Genomic DNA, 22,808 nt, shown 5'->3' with positions numbered 1-22,808 from the left:
TTATTACGGTGTGACAAAATACTTCGTAAGCTTGATGAGCAATTGTGAGATAAAAAACAATAATGGGGTCAGAGTTGCAACTCTGACCCCATTATTCTTTAGGTACAAAAAAAGGGGCCTGAGTTTTCACTCAGGCCCCTTTTTCTAATCGAGTATTAATTACTCTTCAGTTGCTTCTACTGCTTCTTCTTCAGCTTCTACAACTGGACGGTCAACTAGCTCAACATATGCCATTGGGGCATTGTCGCCAGCACGGAAACCGCATTTAAGAATGCGAGTGTAACCGCCTGGACGAGCTTCGTAACGAGGACCAAGCTCGTTGAATAGTTTACCTACAACCTCTTTGTCACCAGTGCGGGCGAAAGCTAGACGGCGGTTTGCAACGCTGTCTTCTTTAGCCATAGTGATTAGAGGCTCGATTACGCGACGTAATTCTTTCGCTTTTGGTAACGTAGTTTTGATCACTTCGTGCTTGACCAAAGAACCGGCCATGTTTTTGAACATAGCTTGACGATGGCTGCTGTTGCGATTCAACTGACGACCACTCTTACGATGGCGCATAGTTTTATCCTTCTCTACAAATCAGTTTGATAAAAACCTGATTAATCTTTTTCAGCGATGCTCTCTGGCGGCCAGTTTTCTAGGCGCATACCTAGAGAAAGACCACGAGATGCTAGAACATCTTTGATTTCAGTTAGCGATTTCTTACCAAGGTTTGGCGTTTTAAGTAGCTCAACCTCAGTGCGCTGTACCAGGTCACCAATGTACTGGATAGCTTCTGCTTTCAAACAGTTTGCAGAACGTACTGTTAGCTCTAGGTCATCTACTGGGCGAAGCAGAATCGGATCGAATTCTGGCTTCTCTTCTTTCGCTTCTGGCTCAGATACATCACGTAGGTCTACGAATGCATCTAGCTGTTCAGCTAGGATAGTAGCAGAACGGCGGATCGCTTCTTCAGGATCTAAAGTGCCGTTCGTCTCCATGTCGATGATTAGTTTGTCTAGGTCTGTGCGTTGTTCAACACGTGCAGACTCTACACTGTAAGCAATACGTTCAACTGGGCTGTATGAAGCGTCAACTAACAAACGACCAATTGGACGATCATCTTCTTCAGAGGAGCGACGGGTAGAAGCTGGTACATAACCACGGCCCATTTCTACTTTAATGCGCATGCTGATTTCAGCTTCGCCAGTTAAAGTACAAATAACATGATCAGGGTTTGCAATTTCTACGTCGCCATCATGCTGAATATCACCAGCAACAACAGGGCCAGCGCCAGATTTCACTAGAGTTAGGGTTGCCTCAGTTTTACCTTCAAGGCGAACCGCTAAACCTTTAAGGTTTAGCAAAATCTCAATTACGTCTTCCTGAACACCTTCTTTGGTGCTGTACTCGTGAAGAACGCCGTCAATTTCTACCTCGGTAACTGCACATCCTGGCATAGATGACAGTAAAATACGACGTAGGGCGTTACCTAGAGTGTGGCCAAAGCCGCGCTCTAGTGGTTCCAAAGTTACTTTGGCACGAGTAGGAGAAACGTTTTCGATCTCAACTAATCTCGGTTTTAGGAATTCAGTCACAGAACCCACAATGCTTCCTCTTTAGTTAGCTTTACTTAGAGTAAAGTTCGACGATCAACTGTTCGTTAATTTCCGCAGACAGGTCAGTTCTTTCAGGAACGCGCTTGAAAGTGCCTTCCATTTTGCTGCTGTCTACTTCAATCCAGGTTGGCTTCTCACGTTGGTCAGCCAGTTCCAAAGCAGCAACGATACGCGCTTGCTTTTTAGCCTTTTCACGAACAGAAACCACGTCTTCGGCAGAAACGTTAAACGATGGGATGTTCACAACTTGACCATTTACCATGATCGCCTTGTGGCTAACTAGCTGACGTGCTTCAGCACGAGTGCTAGCGAAACCCATACGGTAAACTACGTTATCAAGACGCTGTTCTAAAAGCTGTAGCAAGTTTTCACCTGTGTTGCCTTTTAGACGTGCAGCTTCTTTATAGTAGTTGCGGAATTGTTTTTCCAGAACGCCGTACATACGACGAACTTTTTGTTTTTCACGCAGCTGAACACCGTAGTCAGACAGACGGCCACGACGGGCACCGTGCTGACCAGGCGCTGTATCGATTTTACATTTAGAATCGATTGCGCGAACGCCGCTTTTTAGGAACAGGTCAGTTCCTTCGCGACGGCTAAGTTTGAGTTTAGGACCCAAATATCTTGCCATGATCTTTCTCCAACTGTCCGTCGATTAAACGCGACGTTTTTTCGGTGGACGACAACCGTTGTGAGGAATAGGGGTCACATCGGTAATGTTTGTGATCTTATAACCTGTAGCGTTAAGAGCACGGATCGCAGACTCACGGCCTGGACCTGGACCTTTAACGAATACTTCAAGGTTCTTAAGACCGTATTCTTGTGCAGCAACACCTGCACGCTCAGCAGCTACCTGTGCAGCAAATGGGGTAGATTTACGTGAACCACGGAAACCTGAACCACCAGATGTCGCCCATGCTAGTGCATTGCCTGAACGGTCTGTAATAGTCACAATTGTGTTGTTGAAAGACGCATGGATATGAGCCATTCCGTCTGCAACCTGACGTTTAGCGCGCTTACGCGTGCTACGAGCTGGTGCTTTAGCCATAACTTACTCCCCGTTTACTTCTTAATTGGCTTACGAGGACCTTTACGGGTACGCGCATTAGTTTTAGTGCGCTGACCACGTAGAGGCAAGCTACGACGGTGGCGAATACCACGGAAGCAACCCAGGTCCATCAAACGTTTGATGCTCATAGAGACTTCACGGCGTAGGTCACCTTCAACGGTGAATTTAGCCACTTCGTCACGAAGCTTATCAATAGTAGCTTCGTCTAGCTCTTTGATTTTTGTATTTTCTGCAACACCAGCACCCGCACAAATGCTTTTCGCACGTGTGGGACCAACGCCATAGATCGCTTGGATAGCGATTACAGCATGCTTGTGCTCAGGAATGTTAATGCCAGCGATACGGGCCATTAACAGCACTCCTCTTGTTTATTTGTCGACGACCTAAAAAGCCCGATAGGATACTTACCCGTCGACTAAATTGCAAATTAAGGTTCAAAATACTTTTAAACAAAACTAGCAGAACCTGACAAGTATAATTCAGGTTCTGCTCACTTAGTCTTGCAAATATTCTGTTCCGCTTTGATTAGCCCTGACGCTGCTTATGCTTTGGGTCAGAACTGCAAATTACACGCACAACACCGTTGCGCTTGATAACTTTACAGTTACGGCAAATCTTTTTTACTGATGCACGAACTTTCATTACATCTTTCCCCTTTCTATCAATATTAAGGGGCTAACTTATCGGCCGTAGCCTTTAAGGTTAGCTTTCTTCAGCACAGACTCATATTGACTAGACATCAAATGTGTCTGTACTTGTGCCATAAAGTCCATGATAACCACTACAATAATTAGAAGCGACGTACCACCGAAGTAGAACGGAACATTCCAAGCGATTAGCATGAATTCAGGCACTAAACAAATAAAGGTTATGTACAGTGCGCCAGCCAGTGTAAGGCGAGTCATTACCTTGTCAATGTATCGTGACGTTTGCTCACCCGGGCGGATGCCTGGGATGAACGCGCCAGATTTCTTCAAGTTATCTGCAGTATCACGCGGGTTGAATACCAACGCCGTGTAGAAGAAGCAGAAGAAGATAATCGCAGCTGCGTATAACATCACGTACAGCGGTTGACCAGGAGATAGCATAAGCGCTACATCTTGCAACCACGCTGTTGATTCATTCTGTCCGAACCATCCTGCGATGGTACCCGGGAACAAAATAATGCTAGAAGCAAAGATTGGTGGAATTACACCAGCAATGTTGACTTTTAGCGGTAAATGGGTGCTTTGCGCAGCAAAAACCTGACGGCCTTGCTGACGTTTTGCGTAGTTTACCACAATTCTGCGCTGTCCGCGCTCTACAAATACAACTAGGTATGTAAGAGCAATAACAATTGCGCCAATCAACAGTAGGAACAACAAGTTAATGTCGCCCTGCCTTGCTTGTTCCGCAGTCTGACCTATCGCTGTTGGCAGACCGGCAACAATACCAGCAAAAATCAATATAGAGATACCGTTACCAATACCTCGTTCGGTAATTTGCTCACCTAACCACATAAGGAACATAGTTCCTGTGACTAGACTCACCACTGCCGTAAAGTAGAATCCGAAGCCAGGGTTTATCACCAATCCATTAATCAGGTTAGGCAAACCAGTCGAAATTCCAATAGATTGGAAGATAGCCAATACAAGCGTTAGATAACGCGTGTACTGACTGATTTTACGACGGCCTGCTTCGCCTTCTTTTTTAAGCTCCACCATCGGTGGGTGAACCACCGAGAGCAACTGCATGATAATGGATGCAGTAATGTATGGCATAATGCCCAAAGCCAGAACGGATGCACGCTCAAGCGCACCACCAGAGAACATGTTAAACATTTCTACAATGGTGCCTTTTTGTTGCTCGAACAAGTCAGCAAGTACCGCTGGATCGATGCCAGGGATAGGAACATAAGAACCTAGTCTGAATACAACAATCGCACCAAGTACGAACAACAATCTTGCCTTAAGCTCACTCAAGCCGCTTTTAGCGCCTGAATCCAATCCTGGTTTAGCCATCTAGCTTATTCCTCTACTTTACCGCCAGCAGCTTCAATCGCTTCTTTAGCGCCTTTAGTAACCTTTAACCCGCTTACTGTAACAGCGCGTGAAACTTCACCGCTCTTTACAACTTTAACGAACTGGATTTCTTTCTTAACAAGTCCAGCTGCTTTTAAAGTCTCAAGAGACGCAGTATCACCATCAACCTTCGCGATTTCAGCAAGAGTTACTTGATCAGTAACAAAGCTCTTGCGTGAAGTGAAACCGAACTTAGGAAGACGACGCTGGATAGGCATCTGACCACCTTCGAATCCTGGCTTAACACGGCCACCTGAACGGCTTTTTTGACCTTTGTGACCTACGCCACCTGTTTTACCAAGACCTGAGCCGATACCACGACCAGAACGCTTACCAGTAGGCTTTGAACCTTCGGCTGGAGAAATTGTATTTAAACGCATGTCTTACTCCTCCACTATCTCAACCATGTAATGTACACGGTTGATCATGCCACGAACGGCTGGGGTATCTTCCAGTTCACGAACATGGTTGATTTTACGAAGGCCTAAACCTTTAAGCGTAGCTTTGTGCTTTGGCAAGCGGCCAATTGCACTTTTAGTTTGCTTTACTTTAATCGTTGCCATGTCTGATTACCCCAAAATTTCTTCTACAGACAATCCACGCTTCGCAGCAACTTTCGCCGGGCTATTCATTTCTGTTAGCGCGTTGATTGTTGCACGTACAACGTTGATTGGGTTTGTAGAGCCGTAACATTTTGAAAGTACGTTTTGTACACCAGCTACTTCAAGTACTGCACGCATCGCACCACCGGCAATAATACCGGTACCTTCAGATGCTGGCTGCATGTAAACTTTAGAGCCAGAGTGACGACCTTTAATCGGGTGCTGTAACGTGTGACCGTTAAGGTCTACGTCAACCATGTTGCGACGTGCCTTTTCCATTGCTTTTTGGATTGCAGCAGGTACTTCACGTGCCTTACCGTAACCAAAACCAACGCGACCGTTACCGTCACCCACTACTGTCAATGCAGTGAAACTAAAGATACGACCACCTTTAACCACTTTAGAAACGCGGTTTACAGCGATCAATTTCTCTAGAAATTCACCATTTTGAACGTCTTGTTTAGCCATTATAAACTCCTAGAACTGAAGACCAGCTTCGCGAGCTGCATCAGCTAATGCTTTAACGCGACCGTGGTATTGGAAACCACTACGATCGAAAGCCACTGTTTTAATGCCTTTCTCAAGCGCGCGCTCTGCGATTGCTTTACCGACTACCGTCGCTGCTTCAGCGTTACCTGTAGACTTAAGATCTTTCGCAAGATCTTTCTCAACAGTTGAAGCCGCTGCCAACACTTCAGAACCGCAAGGAGCGATTAACTGAGCGTAGATGTGGCGAGGTGTACGGTTAACTACCAAGCGATGCGCGGCCAGTTCACGAATTTTTGCTCGTGCGCGAGTAGCGCGACGAATGCGAGCTGTTTTCTTATCCATCGTATCACCCACCTACTTTTTCTTAGCTTCTTTACGACGTACGTGTTCGTCAGCGTAACGTACACCTTTACCTTTGTAAGGCTCTGGTGGACGGTAACCACGAATGTTCGCCGCAACCTGACCAACCACCTGCTTATCGGCGCCTTTAACGACGATTTCAGTTTGGCTAGGAGTTTCAACCGTAATGCCTTCAGGCATTTCGTATACTACAGGGTGAGAGAAACCTAGTGTAAGGTTTAGCTTGGCACCTTGTGCTTGTGCACGGTAACCAACACCTAACAATGTAAGTTTTTTCTCGAAACCTTCTGAAACACCTTGAACCATTGCGTTTAGGATAGAGCGAGCAGTACCTGCTTGTGCCCAGCTGTCAGCGAAACCTTCACGTGGAAGTGCTTTAAGTTGGTTCTCTTCCTGTGCAACTTCTACAGCGTCGTTGAAAACGCGGGTCAAAGTGCCTTTACTACCTTTAACAGTAACTTCTTGACCAGAGATAGAAACTTCTACACCTGATACAACGTCTACTGGGGCTTTTGCTATACGTGACATTTCAACTCCTCCGTTATGCTACATAACCGATGATCTCACCGCCCATGCCAGCGTTACGCGCTGCACGGTCAGTCATCACACCTTTAGAAGTCGACACGATAGCTACGCCTAAACCACCCATAACCTTTGGAAGCTCATCTTTTTTCTTATAGATGCGCAGACCAGGACGGCTTACACGTTCGATAGTGTCAATTACTTGCTTGCCTTCGAAGTACTTAAGCGTAACTTCTAAAACAGGCTTAACGTCACCAGAAGCAGCGAAGTCAGTGATATAACCTTCTGCTTTCAATACTTCACAGATTGCAACGCGAAGTTTTGAAGAAGGCATAGTCACAGAAACTTTCTGTGCCATCTGGCCGTTACGGATGCGGGTAAACATATCCGCGATAGGATCTTGCATGCTCATTATCAGCTACTCCTTACCAGCTGGCTTTCTTAAGGCCAGGGACTTCACCGCGCATCGCTGCTTCGCGAAGCTTAATACGGCTAAGACCGAATTTGCGTAGGTAACCATGTGGACGACCAGTTACACGGCAACGGTTACGTTGACGTGAAGAACTAGAGTCACGTGGCAGTTGTTGTAGCTTCAGAACAGCGTCCCAACGCTCTTCTTCAGAAACGTTAACATCGCTGATAATCGCTTTAAGTGCGGCGCGCTTCTCAGCATACTTAGCTACTAGCTTAGTACGCTTAGCTTCGCGTGCCTTCATTGATTCTTTTGCCATAACCCTACACCCCTACTTTTTGAATGGGAAGTTAAACGCGTCCAGCAGAGCACGTGCTTCGTCATTAGTATTCGCACTGGTAGTGATAGTAATATCCATACCGCGAACCTTATCCACTTTATCGAAATCGATTTCAGGGAAAATGATTTGCTCACGCACGCCCATGCTGTAGTTACCACGTCCGTCGAATGATTTAGGATTCAAACCACGGAAATCGCGAACACGTGGAATAGCGATTGAAATCAAACGCTCTAGGAATTCCCACATACGCTCGCCGCGTAGGGTTACTTTACAGCCAATCGGATAACCTTCACGGATTTTAAAACCCGCTACTGATTTTCTAGCAACTGTAACAACAGGCTTCTGACCGGCGATAGCCGTCATGTCAGCTTGAGCATTCTCAAGTACCTTTTTGTCAGCAACTGCTTCACCTAAACCCATGTTTAGAGTGATTTTTTCAATCCGAGGGACTTGCATGACGCTTTTGTATCCGAACTGCTTAGCAAGTTCAGCTACTACTGTTTCTTTATAGAAATCATGCAGTTTCGCCATCGTACTCTCCAATATAATTAAACAAGTTCGCCGTTAGACTTGAAGAAACGTACTTTCTTCTCATCTTCGAAACGGAAACCAACGCGATCTGCTTTGCCCGTTGCCGGGTTAACAATCGCAACATTAGAAACGTGAATAGAAGCTTCTTTCTCAACAATGCCACCAGCTACGCCCAGTTGTGGGTTTGGCTTAGTGTGCTTCTTGACAAGATTAACGCCTTCTACAATTACACGGTTATCAGCAATAAGCACTTTAAGGACTTTGCCTTGTTTGCCTTTGTCTTTACCCGCTAATACGACTACTTCATCATCACGACGAATTTTATTAGCCATTATCGTGACTCCTTATAGTACCTCTGGGGCCAATGAGATGATTTTCATGAAGTTTTCACTTCTCAACTCACGGGTAACCGGGCCAAAGATACGCGTACCAATTGGTTGCTTGTTAGCATTAAGCATAACAGCCGCGTTACCGTCAAAACGAATGGTAGAACCATCTGCACGACGAACGCCTTTTCTAGTACGCACCACCACTGCATTCAGTACGTCACCTTTTTTAACTTTACCGCGAGGAATTGCTTCCTTAACAGTAACTTTGATGATGTCACCGATACCTGCATAACGGCGATGCGAGCCACCAAGAACCTTAATACACTGAACCCTGCGAGCGCCGCTGTTGTCTGCAACGTCCAGGTTAGTTTGCATTTGGATCATGTTAGTGCTCCGCTCTTAAATTAAGACTCTCCCGAGTCGTTAGTGCTGCTAAAAACAACTGGATATCGTTGCTTTTATGTACATACCCCCATAAAAAGGGCGCGAAATAATAACAGAAAACTTTAGGAAGTGATAGCGGTAAATTGAATTATTTTTAAACTATGTGAGCAATAAAAAAGCCCCGACTAAAAGTCGGGGCCGATAACCACGTCATAGGTTATCAAGCAGGATCTTTTAACGCTGAAACAGTGTTTACAAACTGCTTACTCATATGTCGAAAAACGCATTCTTTCAAGCGACTTACACCAACAGGTTTTGATATGAAGTCGTCCATGCCAGATTTCAAGCATTTTTCTTTTTCTCCTGTCGAAACGTTTGCCGTTAAGGCGATTATAGGAACTTCGGCGGCCTGTTGATTTAATAGCCTAATTTGTTTGGTTGCCTCTAAGCCGTCCATAACGGGCATATGGCAGTCCATAAATATTAGCGCGTAGGGTGACTTTTCAGCCATTGAACGCTTAACCTTTTCTAGGGCATCCTCACCGTTTACCGCTAAATCACTAACAAGACCTATCTCTTTCAACTGCTCTTTGATAACAAGCTGGTTTATCTCGTTATCTTCTACGACAAGCGCTTTAAACGCCCTCAGCTCTTCTTTACTTGGTATGTAAGTATCGTTCTGAGCAATTGTTTTACTTGCAATAGCGCCTGCATTTGCATCATCTAATGTGAGCGTAACGGTAAAGCGAGCGCCAATACCCAACTCACTACTCACTTCAATTTTTCCGTTATAGTGTTCTACTATTCGTTTAACGATTGATAAGCCTAAACCTGTTCCACCAAAAAGTTGTTGTGTAGAACTGTCTGCTTGCATGAACGGCGTGAAGATTATTTTCTGCTGCTGAGCGCTGATACCAATACCTGTGTCAGTCACAATTAATTTAACCCGATAGCGCCCTTTACCGTAACGCAAACACCTTGTCTCGACGGTTACTTCACCTTCTTTGGTAAACTTAAAAGCGTTGTTTACCAGGTTGATGAGTACCTGCCCTAACCGCAACTTATCAGCGATAAAAGTTTGGCCTTTGAGCGCTGATGTATTTACGCTAAACGTTATCCCTTTTTCCTGTGCAAGACTTGTGAACATGGGTATCTGTTCTTCAATCGTTTCTTCAAAGTTAGTAGGCCCGTCTTCAAAGACTAGCTCCCCTTCGTCAATTTTTGAAAAGTCCAAGATGTCGTTCACAATATTGAGGAGGGAATCTGCGCTTTGCGCAGCAAGGGAGGCTAATTCCATTTGTTTCGAATTTAATGGCGACGCCATTAGCGCTTCTAGCATCCCCTGAACGCCATGAATTGGCGTACGTATTTCCTGGCTCACATTAGCCAAAAATTCACCTCTCGCTTTGAGGGCGTTCTGCGCCAAGTCGCTTTTATGCTGTAGAACAGCCTTGTCTATCTGCATTTGCGTAATATCGACGGTAGCACCTACTACTCTTACGCACCTGCCGTTGTCCATTATGGGATGGGCTCTGCTTTCAATCCAACGCTTTTCACCTGCATCGGTTCGAATCTCTACTTTGTATAAGAAATCTTCCCCTGTTTGCATTGTTTGCTTAAATTTTTCAGCGTATTTTTTACGATGCTCCTCATCGACGATAAATTTCAGTATATCCTCGGCTACCATCACGCGATCACTGTGAACATGAAGCATGCGCTTTAGTGCACCCGACCAGATTATCGAGCCGCTTTCTACATCTAGTTCCCATGTTCCAACCCCAGCCAAATTTGTTACTTGTTTTAACAGGGAGTTTCGCTCCTCAAACATGACCTTTTGGGCATTCAGATTACTCATAGACTGCTGCCGTTCAAGTTCATTGCCAATCCAGGTGGCAAGCAGTAATAAGTAATCCGTTTCTAGTTCATTAAACGGTTCATCTCTTGAAGACAGCGAGGAAAAGTTTACCGTACCGTAGAACTCACCGAATACGCGAATAGGAGAAGCGAGGTAACTTTTTAGCGTGTATTTATCGAAACAAGGATGTGAAGCACCAGGTTGAACATCGATATTATGGTACGCAATGACTGAGTCGGCCCTTGCAGCATCAGCACAATACGTATCGCAAAGGGAAAATTCAGCGCCTTTTGGTATGTCACCGTTGGGCGTGACAACGCTTAGCACGCTATACCGCTCTCCCTGAATATTACTTACGATCCCTGTTTCTAAACGAAGCGCTTCTGTACCGATACGCAGCAAACTTTCTAACTTTTCATCTAATGACATAGCCTTATCATCAGATATAACTTGAAGATCTCGAATAATACTCATGAGGATTTTAGCCCTCCCAGACTGCAGATAAAAAAGGCCAATGTACTAACATTGACCTTTTAAATTTATGGGATATTTTACGAGATGAAAGTTTTCCGCATTATCAATTAGTATAATAAATAGACTAACTAATTAATAAAGCACGTTAATTTCATATCCTGTTGCGGTATCTGCTGGTTCTACAGTTACGATGTAGTTTTCCTCTTCAGTAAAGCCATACAGAGACGTTCTATCTAGAAGCACTTGCTCTTCATTATCGTCCTCGTAAACCGCAATTACTTCGTAATAATCTGACGGCAACACTTCGCTGGTGCTTTCTGCAAACTCCAAGTTCTGAATATCATATTCTGCGGTATCAATGGTTTCGTCGTTTCTTACTAAGTAAAAATCCACATCATCGAAGTCGCTGACTAAGTTGATAAAGTTAACGGTCTTGTCATATGCCTGCGGCAAACCACTTTCAACAAAGGTGGCAGCACCTAGTTGGTTGTTAGTGTTGTAGATAAGGATAGCTTTACTCTCACCCTGGTTGAGGGTGATTAGCTTATTGCTAAGCGATGTAACTGTACCTGATGGGTCAGTAACGGTTACGCGATAATCGCCATAGCGTATAGCACTAAATTCTGACATCTCACCCGCTGCCAGCGTAAAGCTCACGTCTTCTTCGTCTGTATTACCGCCAAAGGTAACATTTAGCTCGGCATCTAGATTGGTAGAGTTGTATATACGATACTGCGAATCAGCTTCAACGTCGGTCAACGCTGTTACTGTTGAAGAGTTTAATACCGTGTCGACCACAAGCCCTTCTTGAATAGCGCCGCTTACATCACGAAGCGTCATTAAATACTCAGTTTCGTAAACGAAATCTATCGTTTGCGATTCGAATACCACCTCATCGCTACCTGGCTCGGTAAGGTAAATTGTATATTCATCTTCATCAAAGTATTCGCTGTCGTCATCAGCATCCCAATAGTCGAACTCTATCATATCGCCAGTAGTCACTGTGCCAAGAAAATTAGCCGCTTCAAACGGGTCACCTGATTCACTCATGTAGAAATCATATGATGAATCATCTACGGCCACAGAGAGCGCAAACAAACGGAAATGATCTTCTAGTGTTTCGCGCTCATACGAATACGTAGTAAAAGTTGGATTGCTAAAATCACCGCTCATCACAACAATGGTTTTATAGCCATTTTTTAAATCTACGGTAATTTCGTCAATGTAAACTTCTTGGTCATCTGAGTCAGTACGAATGAACTCAATTTCGTATTCGCCGTCATCCATCGAGTACATTGAGGTAGCATCACCAAATTGAGCTGAACCAAAGCTATCTCCATCAACCTCTCGCATTTCAACATTCGCGCCATTAGGTGATGCGTTATAAAACTGTATGTAAGCATAAGAGTAATCTGAGCTACTACTGTCTGAGCCACCACATGCGGTAAGCCCTAGTAGCGCTACAAGCCCCATTGCTGCTGCACGGAACCAAGTTCCCCTAAGCAAAGAGTGATAGGTCAATTGCATAAATTGAATGTCCTTTGAAGTTGTTCTTTATTGGTTTAAGACTGCGTTAACACAAGCAGGCACACGTAAAAAGTGCTTATATTGGCTCGCACAATACAGCGATATGGCTATCTGAGAAGGTCTTAGTTCAGAGCTTTACGCTATCTTTGCAAAGCTGACTTTTCTTTGTATAACTTGACAGTTCGCAACCAGCAGCAACTTTTTGCAGAAGCTCTCTCGACGGGGGATGTATTGATAAAATGCTGGTAGAAAAGAAATAAAAAAGCCTGCAAATGCAGGCTTTGAAAGTGTCGTTTGGTTACGGCGTTAGTTATTCATACGAGTATGACAGCGTCACACCGCTATATGATGAGTATGCGCGGATACCTATGTGCCAAGTACCCGATGCTGGTGCGTCAAATGTACATACTTCGCTATTACCGTTTTGATAAGGGCGACAATCGTAGCTATTGGTTTCCGGTTGTGAGCCAAACTTCACATAAAGGTCAGCATCGCCCGAGCCACCAGAGGTGCGGATGGTCATTTGCGATACGCCTTCTGGGATAGTCCAGGTGTAGCGATCCCAGTTTCTGCGAGTACCTGAAAGGCCTGTTAGTTGACCTGATACTGGCTCGACGCCAGGCTCAGAGCCGCCACCACCACCCGTGCCGCTTCCATCACAGCCATTGGTGTTCAAGTAGTTATACGCATCAGCTAACTGCATCAAACCATAGCCATAAAAGTTGTCGCGTCCAGCACTGCCTTTATCTTCAGCTGTTGCATTTAGTGCACTACGAATTTGGTTGTTTGAACATTGCGGGAAGTAGCTCCACACTAACGCTGCACCGCCCGCCACGTGTGGCGTAGCCATTGATGTGCCGCTTAAAGACGCGTAGGTATTAGTTGGGTAAGTAGATTGCACGGCACTTCCTGGCGCAGCAATTTCAACTTGGTCGTTATACTGGCTGTAGCTTGCGCGGTTTTCGTTTGAGTCTACCGCTGCCACCGACATTACTGCATCGTAAGAAGCAGGATAAGACTTTGCACTGTTACCATCGTTACCCGCAGCCGCTACCAATAACATTCCGGCATCAGTGAAGCTCTGCATAGCATTGCGTTCGGTAGTAGATGAACTGCCGCCACCTAAGCTCATGTTAACTACGTTTGAGCCCGCGTCTTGACACTGAGTAATCGCATCAATCAGGTCAGATGCATAAGTCCATTGGCCATTGTCATTAAATATTTTAACGATATGCATATCTACACCTGGATATACACCCACTACACCTTCATTGTTATCGTAGGCTGCAATGGTACCCGCTACGTGAGTACCGTGACCATTACCGTCGTTATACCAGTTGCCAACAGCACTGTTGTTAGCTTGACCTGTAACGCCATCGTTGGTTCCAGGCAAATCTGGATGACCTAGGTTATAACCTGTATCAATGATACATACCTTGCGAGCTGTAGTATCTGACTGACCAAACTGATTTGCTTGTACCATGGTGTAGCCGTAAGGCGTAGTTTGCGCCATAGGCTTACGGCGAACATCTACTTCAATACTTTCTACATTAGGGTTTTTACGAAGCTTGTTTAGCGCAGACTTACTCATCGTAGCCGCCACCATTTTATGCTTCTTAAGCTCTTTCTTAATTGAACCACCGGCTTTTCTAACTTCAGATTTAGCTGAAGCAATGCTGAAAGGCTTCTTGTTTTTCAGTTTAGTCTTAACCTTTGACTTGGCTTTGCTGCTGGTAAGCGTATCACTTGAACTGGCTACCTCTACCGTTTCACTTATCATTTCGTCTTTAAACTTAATGATGTAGCGTTCTTGGTCTACTGTAACAAGGCGGTCAACAGTTAGCCTTTTGCCTAGCGCTTGTTTAAGGGTTTGCGGTTTTTCTTTGACTTTTACCAGACCTTCGCCTGCTGCCATTGCAGAATTAGTCATTAAACCAAATGATACAGCTAGTGCAGCTGCTGTTAGACATGTGTGTTTCTTATTTAATTTTGAGTTCAAAACTTATTTCCTGTTTTATCTGTCTTATTAACTTCAGCACTGTTTTAGTTCGTGCTTTTGAAGCTATTTGTTATTAAATGACATACAGGTATAACCATTACCTCATACGAAAAGCTCATCCATGACAACCGACGCAACAGCGTTGCAACGACCTACCCGTTTGTCAGGTTAATAGCTAACCAGCGATAAGCAGGTTAGCTACAGAGCTCATATTAGGCGGCTAATCAAACAGTTGAGTATGTTGCCTTAACCCTGGTGAGTATTTTTTATACCTTTAAAAATACTTAAAAAAACACCACACTTGATGAAAAGCGCGCCAAATGCGTTCTACGAGCAAATTCATGTTAGGAATAAAATTTCATAATTAACATTTATTTTACAATTTCAAATGTAACAAAATATTAGAACTTTTATTATTTCCACTTAAAAATAAAAAGCGCGTGACCCTCTCGGATCACGCGCTTTTTTCATAAGTATTATTATATTAGTTGCAATAAGCCATCTAATACAGGCCGCTAGTCTTTACATACTGCGCTGCCTTACGATTTCGTATAAACACACGCCAGTTGCTACCGACACGTTCAAACTTGTTACGCTACCAGCCATGGGTAACTTAACCAATTCGTCACAGGTTTCTTTTGTTAGTCGACGCATGCCCTTACCTTCTGCACCCATCACTAGTGCAGTTGGGCCTTTCAGGTCTACATCATAAAGGGTTTTATCGGTTTCACCGGCGGTACCCACAATCCAAAGCCCTTTGTCTTGAAGGTGTTTTAAGGTTCTAGCAAGGTTTGTAATTTGGATTAGTGGCATAACTTCAGCTGCCCCACAGGCCACTTTTCGCACTGTACCGTTTAAACTTGCCGACTTGTCTTTAGGTACAACCACAGCGTGTACGCCCGCACCATCAGCTGTACGTAGGCATGCCCCTAGGTTATGAGGGTCGGTAATACCATCTAACACTAAAATTAGCGGCTGCGACTCTCGCTCAAGTATTTTATCAAGGTCCGCTTCATCCATTACGCGAGCAGGCTTTGCTTTGGCAACAACGCCTTGATGCTGTTCGCCGTTTACTTTCTCGTCTAACGCTTTACGCTGACTAAACTGAACTGAAATTCCGAAACGGCGGGCTTGGTTAACAATGTTGGTCAAGCGTTCATCGTTACGCCCTTTTAAAACCCACACTTCCATTACACGCTCGGGCTCTTTTTCAAGTACCGACTGCATGGCATGTAAACCGTATAACCATTCTTGCTGCGCCATTTAACGCTTACCTCTTTTATTCAATGACAATGTTTTTCCGCTGCTACCGCCTTTTGCGCTGCCGCGACTTGACGATTTTCCACCGCTTCGACTAGACGACTTTGTGCCGCCTCTACCTTTGCTCCCCTTCTTGTCCGAACGGGAGTCTTTACCAGAGCGGGGCTTGTTATCGAAGCGAGTAGGTTTGTCTGAAGCCTTTTTAGCTGTCTTCACTTTTACCTTCTTGCCTTTAGTGCTGCGCAGCATAGACTTATCGAGTAATAAATCAATCTTTCTTTCATCAAGATTTACCGCCGCAACGGTTACTTCAACCGTATCACCAAGTCTAAACTGACGATGGCCCGACTCACCCACTAGCGCTTGTTTAACATCATCATAGTGATAATAGTCATCATCTAGTGAGGTTATATGTACTAAGCCGTCAATATGGTATTCAGTAAGACGCACAAATAAGCCAAAGTTTGTAACCGAGCTCACTACCCCTTCAAAAGTGTCGCCTACGTGATCAAGCATGAACTCGCATTTAAGCCAGTCAGCCACATCGCGAGTCGCATCATCAGCGCGGCGCTCTGTCATTGAACACTGTTCACCAAGCTGCTCAATTTCTTCAACAGAGTAGTTTTTAGCACCGCTTACCGCCTTTTTACCCTGCTGTTTAGCAATAATGCCTTTCAGCGCACGGTGTACCACTAAATCAGGGTAACGACGGATAGGTGATGTAAAGTGGGCGTAAGCTTCTAGTGCCAAACCAAAGTGCCCTACGTTTTCGCCATCGTAAACCGCTTGCTTCATTGAGCGTAGCAGCATGGTTTGAATAAGCTCTTCGTCTACTCGACCGCGGGTTTTAAGCACTACATCGGTAAACGCGGCTGGCTCAGCATCTTCTACAATGGCATGAGGGATACCAATTTCACTTAAGTAGCTGGTAAAAGCAGTAAGTCTGTCGGCGTCTGGCTTATCGTGTACACGATATAGCGCTGGCGCTTCATGCTTTTCTAACATCAACGCCGCACTTACGTTCGCCATAATCATGCATTCTTCAATAAGCTTATGCGCATCGTTACGCACTAAAGGCACGATATTTTCAATTTTGCGCTGGGCGTTGAATACAAACTTCACTTCCTGGGTTTCAAACTCAATAGCACCACGCTTGGCACGGGCTTTTTTGAGCGCGCGGTACAAGTCGTGAAGATTACGTAAATGAGGTACATGAGGCTCGTAACGCTGATGAAGTTCTTTGTCGCCCTGCAGAATATTCCACACTTTAGTGTAGGTTAAACGGGCGTGTGAGTTCATGACCGCTTCGTAAAACTGGAATTCTTCTAGTTTGCCATTTGCACTGATAGTCATTTCACACACCATACAAAGGCGGTCTACTTCAGGGTTTAGTGAACACAAACCGTTAGACAATACCTCTGGAAGCATAGGAATTACTTGGTCAGGGAAATAGACCGAGTTACCGCGCTGCTGGGCTTCATCATCAAGGGCAGAGCCTGTTCTTACATAATGACTTACATCGGCTATGGCTACCCATAGTTGCCAGCCACCATCGTCTAGCGGTTCGCAATATACTGCGTCATCAAAGTCGCGAGCATCTTCACCATCAATGGTAACAAGGGGAAGCTGGCGCAAGTCGATGCGACCTTCTTTGGCTTCATCTGGCACCTGATCGGTAAGCTTTTCGACCTGTTTAGTCACGCCTTTCGGCCACTGGTGTGGAATATCGAACGTGCGAAGCGCCATTTCTATTTCCATACCCGGCGCCATATGCTCACCAAGTACTTCAACAATTTTGCCCACCGGGCTCATTTTACGGCGTGGACGCTGAGTAAGCTCTACCACCACCACCTGCCCCATGCGTGCGCCGTTAGTGCTTTCTGGAGGAATTACAATTTCATGCTGCAAACGGCTGTCGTCTGGCACTACCATGCCAAAGCCTTGCTCAACAAAATAACGACCAACAATAGGCTCGCTGCGCGGCTCTATGACTTGCGTCACAAAGGCTTCTTTTCGGCCGCGACGGTCGGTACCGCTAATACGCGCTTCTACCACGTCATCGTGAAGGAACAAATTCATTTGCCCAGCACTTATAAATAAGTCACCGCTTTTGTCTTCAGGACGCAAGAAGCCGTAACCATCTCGGTGACCAATAATTCTGCCTTTTATGAGTTCATCACGGTTTTGAAGTATGTACTTTTTCTGCTTAGTGAATTGCACCTGCCCTTCGCGCTCCATGGCACGTAGTCGGCGCTGAATACCAATTCGCGCTTCTTCATCGAACGCGTTCACCAAATTACAGATATCAAGAAACGACAACGGCTTGTCGTGCTCTTTTAATAAACTTATTAAATATTCGCGGCTGGCTACCGGATTTTCGTACTTTTCTTTCTCGCGCTGATAATGCGGATCATCACTCATGTATTTTTAAATTACCTTTAATTGCTTTGTTCAAAACGTCTTCGTTGGTGGCTTAGTTCTTCAAAGCACTATGGAAAACATTGAATATGATTTTTTAGACACACAAACCATTTTTGGTTCATGTGGTTATTTGCTGCACAGTATAACAGTATTTGCACTAAAAGATTGTGCGTTATTGTGGAATCACAACCTGACATCTCTATGTCACAAACACTCAGTATAAAAATGGGTTTTGGTTTTTGTTGCATGAGCGTTCAACAAAACAATGACATCACCAGTTACCTTACAAACTTATAAAGAGCAGGCATATGGATAGAAGAACGTTTATAAAGCTGTCGTCATTCGCAGGTGCGAGCGTGGCAGTGTCTACAGGGCTAGCGGGCTGCACAGTGAGCAATTCAGCAAATAGCCAACCGCAAACTAACGCTACCTTTACCCATGGTGTGGCTAGTGGCGACCCGTTAAAAGACGCCGTTATTATCTGGACGCGCGCCGTCCCGACAACAGAGTCAGGCTCAGGTTTAGCCAAAGCCGATATTTTATGGGAAATGGCAAGCGATGCTGATTTTGCCAACGTGGTAAGTAGCGGGATAGTTGAAGCTAAAGCAACGCATGACTTTACCGTAAAGGTAGACGTCACAGGCCTTACCCCAGCAAGCCGTTATTTTTACCGGTTTAAAAGCGCTGATAATACAAGCCCAGTGGGTGAAACCCGTACACTGCCTGAAGCTGATGTGTCTAACGTTACGTTCGGCATATTTTCTTGCTCCAACTACCCTGCTGGCTTTTTCACGCCTTATATGGAAGCAGCGAAAAACGACAACATCGACTATGTATTGCACCTTGGCGACTACATTTATGAGTACGATGGCAAAGGTTATGCGACAGAGCATGCAAAAGAGATTGGCCGAACCTATGCGCCTGATAACGATACCGAGCTTTATACGCTAACCGACTATCGCAATCGCTATGCGCTATATCGCACGGATGAAGGCTTGCTGTCGTTGCATCAAAACAAGCCATTTATTGTGGTGTGGGATGACCATGAAATTACTAACGACACCTATAAAGACGGTGCGGAAAATCATCAAGCCGATGAAGGTGATTTTTATGCACGCCGTGCAGCGGCCGTTCAAGCCTATTATGAATGGCTACCTATTCGCCCACCGTTTGGCACCGAGCGCTTAGAAATTTATCGCCAGTTTACCTTTGGTAAACTTCTTGATTTATACATGCTCGACACCCGCGTTCTTGCTCGCGACAAACAGCTTGAGTACGGCGACTATCGCGATGCTGAAACAAAAGCGTTTGATCAAGCTGGCTTTATGAAAGATATCGGTAACCCTAAGCGCGGACTGCTTGGTGAAACCCAGCGCAACTGGCTGCACTCTTCTATGCAGCAAAGCCAGGCTAAATGGCAGGTATTAGGCCAGCAGCTATTAATTGGCCGCATGCTCTTCCCTGTATCTATTTTTAACGGGGTTGAGCGAAAAGATATTCCTGCTCATGTACATAGGCTCGCCAATATCAAACGCAAACAAAAGCAAGGTGGCGCACTTAGCGAACAAGAACTTGCGCTTATCAATACGGTAATGCCTTACAACTTAGACGCATGGGACGGCTACCCCGTTGAGCGGGAACAGGTTCTGATGCAGCTAAAATCCATCGGTAAGCCAGTTATTGCCCTTGCAGGTGACACACATAACGCTTGGCACAATAAGTTAACCCTGAAAGATGGCACAGAAGTGGGCGTTGAGCTTGCTACACCAGGCGTGACATCACCCGGTATGGAACATTATTTAAGTATGGATGATGAAATGGCAGAAACCCTTGCTGATGATCTCCCCCTTCTTATTGAAGACTTACAGTACTGTAATCTTCACCAGCGTGGCTTTATGACATTAACCGTTAGTCAAGATAGCGCTACAGCCGCTTGGCACTATGTGGATGCGATTTTGACCAAGACAGGAAAAGTGGTTAATACGCATAGCTATGAAATAAATGCATAGTAAATAGAATTTGTTTAGATTAAGGCGCTTAACCCAGTTAAGCGCCTTAATTTTTAGGTATTTCTAAAACTCGTAATAAACACGCACACCGGCAATACGAGGCATACCGCGAACGAAGGTAGGAATGCCCAAGCCGCCACCCGTGTTACCTGCATCAATTAAGAACTCTTTATCAAACAGGTTGTTTACGTAAAATTCGTAGGCAAACTTGCTGTTGTCTTGAAGCAGTTTCACCGAGACATCGGTAAGTGAGTAAGTGTCTTGAGAAAGACCAGGGTAATTACTGCTTTCAAAGAACACTTCAGACTGGAAGCTGGTTAGCCAGTTAACATCAATATCGAAGTTATTCATATTGAATACTTTGTTGATGTTGATGGCACCGCTGACTTCTGGCGCAAGGCGGAATTTGTTACCGCCGTACTGAAATTCAGAACCATCAGCAGTACTGTCAGCAAACTCAGCGTCTAAGAAACCAAGGCTTGCTGTTAGCGTCAGCGTTTCGCTGTAGTTATAGGTCGCCATGCCTTCAATACCCGACATGGTCGAGTCGCCTACTGTTACGGTAATAGACTGCAAGGTTTCCGCATCGGTAAAGCTTTGCTGATAGTCGCTGTATTCGTAGGTAAAAATGGCGCCCGAGAACAGGAAGTTGGCGCTTTGATACTTAACACCCAAATCGTAGCTATCTACAATTTCAGCTTTTGTCACGTTAACGCCACCCGCGTTAGCATCTACAACCGGTGAGCGTCGGCCCTTGGCGTAGTTCGCATATAAGTTCCAGTTGTTGTTTACGTCATAGCTTACCGCGAAGCGTGGCAGAGTATCGTCAAAGTCGCGCTCGGCATCGAACGTAAATACACCGTCAGCGGTAGTAAAGGTATTGCGGGTATAACGGGTTTCATCAATGTAGCGTATACCAGCCGTTACGTTAATACTGTCGGTAACAAAATACGACACTTCAGCGACGTAGGAAGCAATGTCTAGCTCTGCTTCAAAGGTAAACGGCCCTTGTATAAAAATAGGCGGTAGCGCTGGGTTAGAAATAGGCGAGCCATCGGCATTAAATAGCTGTGACACCAACATAGCACGTAGCGCTTCAATGTCTTCTAGCGATGCGTTAGTCGCGATATTTTGGTTAAGTGGAATGTTCGAGGTGGCCTCAAGCTGTGCTCTTACTGCATCAAACGTTCCTCGTATAAATGGGTCTACCATCACATAGTAAGGCAAAATCGATTCATCTTGAGTAATAGACGCGCCAACAAACGCTGCAAGCTTGTCACCTGAGTCATACACCAAACGCATTGACGCACCTTGAAGTGTGGCATCGTTATCGAAATAAGCATCTTGAATACGAAGTGCAGAACCGTCTGCATCAAAACCTTCGCTTACTTCTACATCTTTATAGTAGGCATCGGCGTGTAGGCTAAGCATTTGGTTGAAATCGTAGTTTACAGTTAAGTCGTAGGCTTGAAGCGTACGCTCAATACCTAACTCACTGCCCAAGCTGAACTCAGCATCGGTAAAAGGGCTAGTATCTCCATCATTTGGTGCAATAGAACCTGACTTGAAAGCAATGCCCGGCTGGTCATTATACTCCATGGCCGCACGAGCAATAATTTCTAGCTTCTCATAGCTTGCAAGCCAAGTTGCGCGAAGTGCTTGCACCGACACCCCTTGAAGATCTTCGCTATTGCACGGTACTTCTTCACCTAAATGGTTATACATGTTGGCATTACCGTAGTATGAATCAGCGCTACAGGCATTGTTTTCTACAATGCCGTCCATTTCTCGGTAAAGTCCGGCAATTCGAAAACTGTGGTTGTCGTTAATAGGCTGGTTGTACATAAACTCAACTTCTTGGCCTTGCTCTGAGTTATAGCCAACCTGCACTTTACCTTCCTGTTCCAAGATAGGAAGATTAGAGTGAATGCTTACCGCGCCGTTGGCTGCAGCCACACCAAATAGGGTCGGCTGTGGGCCTTTTAAAACCTCTACGCGGGCAATATCGTAAAGCGCCACACTGGCTACGGTTTTTTTACTGATATCAAAGCCATCTTGGTATACCGATATACGAGGTGTTGCCGACACTGACGAAACATCATCGGTGACACCGCGAATATTAAAAGACGGTAGGCTTACAGCCTGTTCCTGAATTTGAACGTTAGGCAATATGCGAGAAAGCTCATCAAGCTCCATGATATTAGTACGCTCTAAAAATTCACTGCCGATTACATCCATAGTAACAGGCACATCCATTACGGACTGCTCACGCATTTGGGCAGTTACTGTAATCTCTTCTATATAGTCAGTTTCGTTTGCTGTGTCGGGCGCTACTTCTTGTGCAATTGAAGCGCTTGATAGAGCAAACGCAATCGTTGTAGCAAGTAAAGAGCGTGAATAAAAGGATCTAGGGTACAGAGGACGCATCAAATCATTCCTTTCGTGTGCTTAGTGGGTGTTTTATGTGTTTTTATAAGCAGTTCACCGGTAGATTGGCGACATTGCCTACTTTTTAGAATTATCGAAGCACAAGAATGTAGAACGCTTTTGAGACGGTTCGATGA

The 22,808-nt window shown here is 45.1% G+C and carries 24 protein-coding genes; 1 reads left to right on the top strand and 23 read right to left on the bottom strand.

What is annotated here, in order from left to right; translation table 11 throughout:
- Positions 1 to 159: 159 nt before the first annotated feature.
- The 22 genes from rplQ to rnr form a co-directional block, all read right to left on the bottom strand.
- A complete protein-coding gene (rplQ, locus tag ACYX4N_RS04040) occupies positions 160 to 561 on the bottom strand; it encodes a 50S ribosomal protein L17 (RefSeq protein ID WP_012519212.1) in 402 nt (133 codons plus the stop codon).
- A 41-nt stretch (positions 562 to 602) separates the two neighbouring features.
- Complete coding sequence (locus tag ACYX4N_RS04035) at positions 603 to 1,592, bottom strand: DNA-directed RNA polymerase subunit alpha (protein ID WP_474890166.1); 990 nt, start codon at positions 1,590 to 1,592, stop codon at positions 603 to 605.
- 19 nt (positions 1,593 to 1,611) lie between these two features.
- The gene (rpsD, locus tag ACYX4N_RS04030) at positions 1,612 to 2,232 is read right to left on the bottom strand and encodes a 30S ribosomal protein S4 (RefSeq protein ID WP_012519214.1); all 621 of its coding nucleotides are present in this window, start codon (positions 2,230 to 2,232) and stop codon (positions 1,612 to 1,614) included.
- A gap of 24 nt (positions 2,233 to 2,256) precedes the next feature.
- Positions 2,257 to 2,649, bottom strand: coding sequence for a 30S ribosomal protein S11 (gene rpsK, locus ACYX4N_RS04025; protein ID WP_012519215.1), 393 nt, complete (start codon positions 2,647 to 2,649; stop codon positions 2,257 to 2,259).
- A 14-nt stretch (positions 2,650 to 2,663) separates the two neighbouring features.
- Positions 2,664 to 3,020, bottom strand: coding sequence for a 30S ribosomal protein S13 (gene rpsM, locus ACYX4N_RS04020; protein WP_012519216.1), 357 nt, complete (start codon positions 3,018 to 3,020; stop codon positions 2,664 to 2,666).
- Between the two features lie 175 nt (positions 3,021 to 3,195).
- Positions 3,196 to 3,312, bottom strand: coding sequence for a 50S ribosomal protein L36 (gene rpmJ, locus ACYX4N_RS04015; RefSeq protein ID WP_012519217.1), 117 nt, complete (start codon positions 3,310 to 3,312; stop codon positions 3,196 to 3,198).
- Positions 3,313 to 3,350: 38 nt separating this feature from the next.
- Positions 3,351 to 4,670 carry a preprotein translocase subunit SecY gene (secY, locus tag ACYX4N_RS04010; RefSeq protein ID WP_012519218.1) on the bottom strand — a complete coding sequence of 440 codons (1,320 nt, stop codon included), beginning with the start codon at positions 4,668 to 4,670 and terminating at the stop codon, positions 3,351 to 3,353.
- Positions 4,671 to 4,675: 5 nt separating this feature from the next.
- Positions 4,676 to 5,110 carry a 50S ribosomal protein L15 gene (gene rplO / locus ACYX4N_RS04005; RefSeq protein WP_012519219.1) on the bottom strand — a complete coding sequence of 145 codons (435 nt, stop codon included), beginning with the start codon at positions 5,108 to 5,110 and terminating at the stop codon, positions 4,676 to 4,678.
- Positions 5,111 to 5,113: 3 nt separating this feature from the next.
- A complete protein-coding gene (gene rpmD / locus ACYX4N_RS04000) occupies positions 5,114 to 5,293 on the bottom strand; it encodes a 50S ribosomal protein L30 (protein WP_012519220.1) in 180 nt (59 codons plus the stop codon).
- A 6-nt stretch (positions 5,294 to 5,299) separates the two neighbouring features.
- Positions 5,300 to 5,800 carry a 30S ribosomal protein S5 gene (gene rpsE, locus ACYX4N_RS03995; protein WP_012519221.1) on the bottom strand — a complete coding sequence of 167 codons (501 nt, stop codon included), beginning with the start codon at positions 5,798 to 5,800 and terminating at the stop codon, positions 5,300 to 5,302.
- 9 nt (positions 5,801 to 5,809) lie between these two features.
- On the bottom strand, positions 5,810 to 6,163 hold the full coding sequence (gene rplR, locus ACYX4N_RS03990) for a 50S ribosomal protein L18 (RefSeq protein WP_014950908.1): 354 nt from the start codon (positions 6,161 to 6,163) through the stop codon (positions 5,810 to 5,812).
- Between the two features lie 12 nt (positions 6,164 to 6,175).
- Positions 6,176 to 6,709 carry a 50S ribosomal protein L6 gene (gene rplF, locus ACYX4N_RS03985; RefSeq protein ID WP_334059908.1) on the bottom strand — a complete coding sequence of 178 codons (534 nt, stop codon included), beginning with the start codon at positions 6,707 to 6,709 and terminating at the stop codon, positions 6,176 to 6,178.
- A gap of 13 nt (positions 6,710 to 6,722) precedes the next feature.
- A complete protein-coding gene (gene rpsH, locus ACYX4N_RS03980; protein ID WP_012519224.1) occupies positions 6,723 to 7,115 on the bottom strand; it encodes a 30S ribosomal protein S8 in 393 nt (130 codons plus the stop codon).
- Positions 7,116 to 7,128: 13 nt separating this feature from the next.
- Entirely contained in the window at positions 7,129 to 7,434 is a 306-nt protein-coding gene (gene rpsN / locus ACYX4N_RS03975; RefSeq protein WP_012519225.1) for a 30S ribosomal protein S14, read from the bottom strand.
- A 12-nt stretch (positions 7,435 to 7,446) separates the two neighbouring features.
- A complete protein-coding gene (gene rplE, locus ACYX4N_RS03970) occupies positions 7,447 to 7,986 on the bottom strand; it encodes a 50S ribosomal protein L5 (protein WP_012519226.1) in 540 nt (179 codons plus the stop codon).
- 17 nt (positions 7,987 to 8,003) lie between these two features.
- Positions 8,004 to 8,318 (bottom strand): 50S ribosomal protein L24, encoded by a 315-nt coding sequence (gene rplX, locus ACYX4N_RS03965; protein WP_014950912.1) that lies wholly within the window; start codon positions 8,316 to 8,318, stop codon positions 8,004 to 8,006.
- A 12-nt stretch (positions 8,319 to 8,330) separates the two neighbouring features.
- Positions 8,331 to 8,699 (bottom strand): 50S ribosomal protein L14, encoded by a 369-nt coding sequence (rplN, locus tag ACYX4N_RS03960; protein ID WP_012519228.1) that lies wholly within the window; start codon positions 8,697 to 8,699, stop codon positions 8,331 to 8,333.
- A 220-nt stretch (positions 8,700 to 8,919) separates the two neighbouring features.
- Complete coding sequence (locus ACYX4N_RS03955) at positions 8,920 to 11,028, bottom strand: GAF domain-containing hybrid sensor histidine kinase/response regulator (protein ID WP_476055675.1); 2,109 nt, start codon at positions 11,026 to 11,028, stop codon at positions 8,920 to 8,922.
- 132 nt (positions 11,029 to 11,160) lie between these two features.
- On the bottom strand, positions 11,161 to 12,555 hold the full coding sequence (locus tag ACYX4N_RS03950; RefSeq protein ID WP_476055674.1) for a DUF4397 domain-containing protein: 1,395 nt from the start codon (positions 12,553 to 12,555) through the stop codon (positions 11,161 to 11,163).
- A gap of 310 nt (positions 12,556 to 12,865) precedes the next feature.
- Positions 12,866 to 14,554, bottom strand: coding sequence for a S8 family serine peptidase (locus ACYX4N_RS03945; protein WP_476055673.1), 1,689 nt, complete (start codon positions 14,552 to 14,554; stop codon positions 12,866 to 12,868).
- 522 nt (positions 14,555 to 15,076) lie between these two features.
- The gene (gene rlmB, locus ACYX4N_RS03940) at positions 15,077 to 15,817 is read right to left on the bottom strand and encodes a 23S rRNA (guanosine(2251)-2'-O)-methyltransferase RlmB (RefSeq protein ID WP_476055672.1); all 741 of its coding nucleotides are present in this window, start codon (positions 15,815 to 15,817) and stop codon (positions 15,077 to 15,079) included.
- Complete coding sequence (gene rnr / locus ACYX4N_RS03935; RefSeq protein WP_476055671.1) at positions 15,818 to 18,235, bottom strand: ribonuclease R; 2,418 nt, start codon at positions 18,233 to 18,235, stop codon at positions 15,818 to 15,820.
- Between the two features lie 308 nt (positions 18,236 to 18,543).
- On the opposite strand from rnr, the gene ACYX4N_RS03930 reads away from it, so the two are divergent.
- Entirely contained in the window at positions 18,544 to 20,244 is a 1,701-nt protein-coding gene (locus ACYX4N_RS03930; RefSeq protein ID WP_476055670.1) for an alkaline phosphatase D family protein, read from the top strand.
- 63 nt (positions 20,245 to 20,307) lie between these two features.
- Here the strand turns inward: ACYX4N_RS03930 and ACYX4N_RS03925 are convergent, their stop codons facing one another.
- Entirely contained in the window at positions 20,308 to 22,671 is a 2,364-nt protein-coding gene (locus tag ACYX4N_RS03925; RefSeq protein ID WP_476055669.1) for a TonB-dependent receptor, read from the bottom strand.
- Between the last annotated feature and the right edge of the window lie 137 nt (positions 22,672 to 22,808).

This window comes from Alteromonas sp. ABH4_452, from assembly GCF_056311825.1.
The sequence above is the reverse complement of the archived record's forward strand: the minus strand, read 5'-3'. Positions and strand labels throughout refer to the sequence as shown.